Origin of the sequence: Streptomyces sp. NPDC059456, from assembly GCF_042750055.1 — a bacterium.
Classification (GTDB): domain Bacteria; phylum Actinomycetota; class Actinomycetes; order Streptomycetales; family Streptomycetaceae; genus Streptomyces.
The window spans coordinates 1-5320 of sequence record NZ_JBHYVA010000604.1 but is presented as its reverse complement, the minus strand read 5'-3'; the positions used below and the strand labels follow the sequence as shown (position 1 = coordinate 5320).

Here is a 5320-nt window from a genome sequence, read left to right as displayed (position 1 = left end):
GGTCCGGCCGGGGCCGCAGGCGCGGTCGGCTCCGGTTCCGCCGGTTCCGCGTCCGCGTCGGGCGCCGGACCCCCGTCCTGCGGCTGCGCCGGGTCCGGGTCGGTGGCCGCCTGGGGGCCGGGGGTGGCCGGGTGGTCCGCGGAAGCGGGGTGGCGGTCCGTACTCACAGCGTGCTCCAGTCCTGATCGGGATAGCGATGCACCGGCGCCGAAACATCGTCCAGCGCCTGGCAGATCTCCTCGGGAAGACTAAGGGCCTCCACCGACAAAGCCGCCGCGAGCTGCTCGGACGTCCGCGCGCCCACGATCGGTGCGACCACCCCCGGCCGGTCCCGGATCCAGGCGAGGGCCACCTGGAGCGGGGTCACCGCCAGGCCCTGGGCCGCGGTCGCCACCGCGTCCACGATGCGCCCGGCGGCATCGTCCAGGTACGGCTCGACGAAGCCGGCCATGGTCGGCGAGGCGCCCCGCGAGTCCGCCGGGGTGCCGTCCCGGTACTTGCCCGTCAGGACCCCGCGGCCCAGCGGGGAGGACGGGAGCAGGCCCACGCCCAGGTCCCGCGCCGCCGGGAGGACCTCGCGCTCCACGCCCCGCTGGAGGAGGGAGTACTCCATCTGTGTCGACGCCAGCCGGGTCCGCACCCCCGGGGCGGCGAGCTGCCAGGTCGCCGCCTTCGCCAGCTGCCAGCCGCTGAAGTTCGACACCCCCGCGTACCGCGCCCGGCCGCTGCTCACCGCGAGGTCCAGCGCCTGGAGGGTCTCCTCCAGCGGGGTCCCGGGGTCGAACGCGTGGACCTGCCAGAGGTCCACGTGATCGGTGCCCAGCCGGGCCAGCGAATCGTCGAGCGCGGACAGCAGGTGGCCGCGCGAGGCGTCGAACTGCCGGTCCGGGTCGGGTACGGAGCCCGACTTGGTGGCGATCACCAGCTCCCGGCGCGGGACCAGCCCGTCCATCAGCTGCCCGAGCAGGTACTCCGCCTCACCGCCCCCGTACACGTCGGCGGTGTCGACGAGCGTGCCGCCCGCCTCCCAGAACGTCTTCAACTGCTCGGCGGCGCCCGACTCGTCCGGTCCCTCCGCGAACGGCCCCAGGTCAAGGTGCCGAGGCCGATCCGGGACACGCGCAGTCCCGTGCGGCCGAGATGCCTCTGCTCCATGAGCGCTGAGACTACTGGGGCACTGCCGCGGCGGGCCCGGGCGCGCTACAGTCCCCCGCAGACCTACGTTACTGATCGGTAAACCGGTAAGGGGACGACACATGCGGCTCGGCATCAATCTCGGCTACTGGGGCGCTGGCATGGACGCCGACAACCTCGCCGTGGCCCAGGAGGCGGACCGCCTCGGCTACGACGTCTGCTGGGCCGCGGAGGCCTACGGCTCCGACGCCCCGACCGTGCTCGCCTGGGTCGCCGCCCAGACCGAGCGCATCGACGTCGGCTCCGCGATCCTGCAGATCCCGGCCCGCCAGCCCGCGATGACCGCCATGACGGCCGCCACCCTGGACTCCCTGACCAAGGGCCGCTTCCGGCTCGGCCTCGGCGTCTCCGGACCCCAGGTCTCCGAGGGCTGGTACGGCGTCAAGTTCGACAAGCCGCTCGCCCGCACCCGCGAGTACGTGGAGATCGTCCGCAAGGCGATGAGCCGTGAGCGCCTCAGCTACGAGGGCGAGCACTGGACCCTGCCGCTGCCCGGCGGCCCCGGCAAGCCGATCAAGCTCACCGTGCACCCGGAGCGCGAGCACATCCCGCTCTACATCGCCGCCATCGGACCGAAGAACCTGGAGCAGACCGGCGAGATCGCCGACGGTGCCCTGCTGATCTTCCCGGCCGCCGAGCACCTGGAGGCCACCGCGCTCACCCACATCCGGGCGGGCCGCGAGAAGGCCGGGCTGACCATGGACGGTTTCGACGTCTGCCCGACCGTGCCGCTGGCCGTCGGCGACGACGTGAACGCCCTCGCCGACATGTTCCGTCCGTACACGGCCCTGTACGTCGGCGGCATGGGCAGCCGGAAGCAGAACTTCTACAACCAGCTCGCCCAGCGCATGGGGTACGAGAAGGAAGCCGCCGAGATCCAGGACAAGTACCTGGCGGGCGACAAGGCGGGTGCCGCCGAGGCCGTCCCGCACTCGCTCATCGACTCGACCACCCTGCTCGGGTCCGTCGAGCGGATCGCGGACGGCATGCGGGCCTACGCCGAGGCGGGGGTCACCACCCTCACGCTCGCCCCGGCCGGGTTCACCCTCGACGAGCGGATCACCGCGCTGCGGGCCGGCACCGAGGCGATGGAGCGCGCCGGCCTGGCGTAGCACCCGCCCCACGACGCCCCCCCCGCACCGGGCGGGTGCGGGGGCGGAGTCCGGAAGGGCCCTGCGGCCGTGGTGGGGGCTCGGGGGTCTTCCCCGCCACGGCCGACACAGTCAACAACGCGCGCGGCACCCTCCGGGTTACGCCCCGGCCTCACCCCCGCACCGCGTCACGTCCTTCGTTCGGCCGAGTCGCACGACGTCTCGGTTGCCGGGCCCCCGCATCCGCCGTTGACTCGGTGCATGCTCTCTGCCCGCAGCCTGTTCCAGGAGATCGTCGACCACGACGATGCGTTCCAGCTGTTCTGCTCCATCGCCGCCAGCGGGGAGTCCCAGGGCGGCTGGGAGAACGCCAGGATCGCGACCCTGGTGCCCGACGGCATGCGCGAGCTCGCGCCCAAGATCACCCGGCACGGCGCCGACGAGGACAAGCACGGCCGGATCTTCCGGGCCCTGCTGCGCAAGCGAGGCCTGCCGCCGGTCCCCGTGCCGCCCGAGACCGACTACACGATGCTGCTGGAGCGGCGCGGCATCGGTCTCGCGCACGAGAAGCTGCGCCGCGACGAGCCGCTGGCCGAGCGGGACATCGTCGTCTACCTCGCGCACAGCCGGGTCACCGAACAGCGCGCCGCCGACCAGATGGACATGCTCCTGCGCCGGTTCGCGGACCACCCCGAGGTCGGCAAGGCGATCAGCATGATCAGCCACGACGAGGACAACCACCTCGCCTACTGCCACGAAGAGCTGCTCCGTCTCGTCCGCGAGGGCCACGGGCGGACCATCCAGCAGGTGCTGCGCGACAGCGCCCTCGCCGAGATCCGCGTCTACCGGGACGTGAGCCTCGCCGTCATGGACCACATGGGCCGGCTGCTGCACTGGCCCGCGCCCAAGAGGGCCGCGCTGGCCGCCGGGATCCACGCCGTGTACGCGTACGAACGCTTCGCCGGCTGGCACCGGATGATCAGCCTGCGCCCGCCGGAGCGGCGCAACGCGCTGGGCGGGGCACCGGTGACCACGCCCGAGTACGCGTAGCGGCCGGGTCTGCCGGGCCGGCGGACCCGCCGCCCGCTACAGCCAGCCGCGGGACTTGAACATCCGGTGCAGGCCCAGACAGGCGCCCGCCATCACCAGCAGCACCGCCGGATAGCCCCAGGTGTGCCGGAGCTCCGGCATGTGGTCGAAGTTCATCCCGTAGATCCCGGCCACCATCGTCGGGACGGCCGCCATCGCCGCCCAGGCCGAGATCTTGCGCATGTCGTCGTTCTGCCGGACGCCCATCTGCGCCAGGTGCGCGGCCAGCGCGTCCGACAGCAGCCGGTCCAGGCCCTCGATGTACTCGCTCGCCTTGGTCAGGTGGTCGGCGACGTCGCGGAAGAACGGCTGCGCGTGCTCGTGCACGAAGGGCACGTTCCCGAACGCCAGCCGGTCCATCGGCTGGAGCAGCGGGCTCGTCGCCCGGCGGAACTCCAGCACCTGCCGCTTGAACCCGTAGATCCGGGCGGCGGTGTTCTTGGTGTCCGCGACGTTCGGCGCGAAGACCTCGGCCTCCACCTCCTCCAGGTCGGCCTGGAGCTCGGCCGCGACCTCGATGTAGTGGTCGACCACCGCGTCCGATACCGCGTACAGCACCGCCGTCGGGCCGTGCCGCAGCACCTCGGGCTCCTGCTCCAGCCTGTGGCGCACGGCGGCCAGCGCCGCCCCCTCGCCGTGCCGGACCGTGACCACGAAGGAGTCGCCGATGAAGAGCATCAGCTCGCCCGCGGTCACCGTGTCCGCGTCGTCGTCGTACTCCACGGGCTTGAGCACGACGAACAGCGAGTCGTCGTACACCTCCAGCTTGGGGCGCTGGTGCGCGGTCAGCGCGTCCTCCACCGCCAGCCTGTGCAGCCGGAACTCCCGGCTGACGTGCTCGAACTCCTCCTCCGTGGGCTCGTACATGCCGACCCACAGGAAGGCGTCACCACTGGCCCGCGCCTCGTCGAGCGCGTCGGAGAGGTCCTCGGGCGCAGGAGAGCGGCGGCCGTCCCGGTACATGGCGCAGTCGACTATCACGCAGGGCATTGTCCCCTGCCCGCCCCCCGCCCCGCACGCACCGGCCACCGCCTAGGCTTGCGTCATGGCCACGCTGATCCTCGTACGACACGGGCGGTCCACCGCCAACACCGCAGGGCTGCTCGCCGGATGGACCCCGGGAGTGGCCCTCGACGAGCGCGGCGCCGAGCAGGCGGCCGCGCTCCCCGCACGGCTCGCCGCGGTGCCGCTCGCCGCCGTCGTCAGCAGCCCGCTCCAGCGCTGCCGGGAGACCCTCGCGCCACTGCTCGCCGCCCGCCCGGAGCTGGCGCTGCACACCGACGACCGGATCGGCGAATGCCACTACGGCGACTGGTCGAACCGCAAACTCTCCGAGCTCTCCGATGAACCCCTGATGAAGATCGTGCAGCAGCACCCCTCGGCCGCCGCGTTCCCCGGCGGCGAGTCCATGCGCGCCATGCAGGCGCGCGCCGTGGACGCCGTACGGGAGTGGAACGCGCGGATCGAGGAGGAGCACGGGAGCGACGCCGTGTTCCTCATGTGCTCGCACGGGGACATCATCAAGTCCCTTGTCGCGGACGCCCTGGGCATGCACCTGGACCTCTTCCAGCGCATCCACGTGGACCCCTGCTCGATCACGGCCGTCCGCTACACGCCGACGCGGCCGTTCCTGCTCCGGCTCGGCGACACCGGGGACTTCGGCTCGCTCGCCCCCCGCCCGGCCCGCGCACCGGAGGCCGACGCGGCCGCGGCGGACACGGAATCCTTCGAGAGCGCGACCGAGGACGGGGGGAACGCGGTCGTGGGGGGCGGTGCGGGCGCGGCGTGATCGAACGGAGCAGTAGGGTGGACTGGCCCAAATAAACGCACCGCCACCCAGCAGAAGAGCACAGCCGCACGCGTGCAGCCCTGCCCCAGCCTCCCCCAGACACCGTCCCGGGGGCCCCCGCGACTAGGAGAGTGGCGGTGCCCCCTCAGGGGTACCG

General features: G+C 72.7%; 4 protein-coding genes and 1 pseudogene. 3 read left to right on the top strand and 2 right to left on the bottom strand.

Annotated elements, in window-relative coordinates:
* Positions 1–163: 163 nt before the first annotated feature.
* A pseudogene (locus tag ACFXA3_RS34505) lies at positions 164–1155 on the bottom strand (aldo/keto reductase).
* A 101-nt stretch (positions 1156–1256) separates the two neighbouring features.
* Between ACFXA3_RS34505 and ACFXA3_RS34500 the strand changes: the two are divergent.
* Positions 1257–2306 carry an LLM class F420-dependent oxidoreductase gene (locus ACFXA3_RS34500; RefSeq protein ID WP_054226054.1) on the top strand — a complete coding sequence of 350 codons (1050 nt, stop codon included), beginning with the start codon at positions 1257–1259 and terminating at the stop codon, positions 2304–2306.
* A gap of 240 nt (positions 2307–2546) precedes the next feature.
* Positions 2547–3335 (top strand): ferritin-like domain-containing protein, encoded by a 789-nt coding sequence (locus ACFXA3_RS34495; RefSeq protein ID WP_385193545.1) that lies wholly within the window; start codon positions 2547–2549, stop codon positions 3333–3335.
* Positions 3336–3371: 36 nt separating this feature from the next.
* On the opposite strand, the gene corA is transcribed toward ACFXA3_RS34495, so the two are convergent.
* A complete protein-coding gene (corA, locus tag ACFXA3_RS34490) occupies positions 3372–4364 on the bottom strand; it encodes a magnesium/cobalt transporter CorA (protein ID WP_385193542.1) in 993 nt (330 codons plus the stop codon).
* Positions 4365–4419: 55 nt separating this feature from the next.
* On the opposite strand from corA, the gene ACFXA3_RS34485 reads away from it, so the two are divergent.
* Entirely contained in the window at positions 4420–5163 is a 744-nt protein-coding gene (locus ACFXA3_RS34485; RefSeq protein ID WP_385193539.1) for a histidine phosphatase family protein, read from the top strand.
* Positions 5164–5320 lie beyond the last annotated feature (157 nt).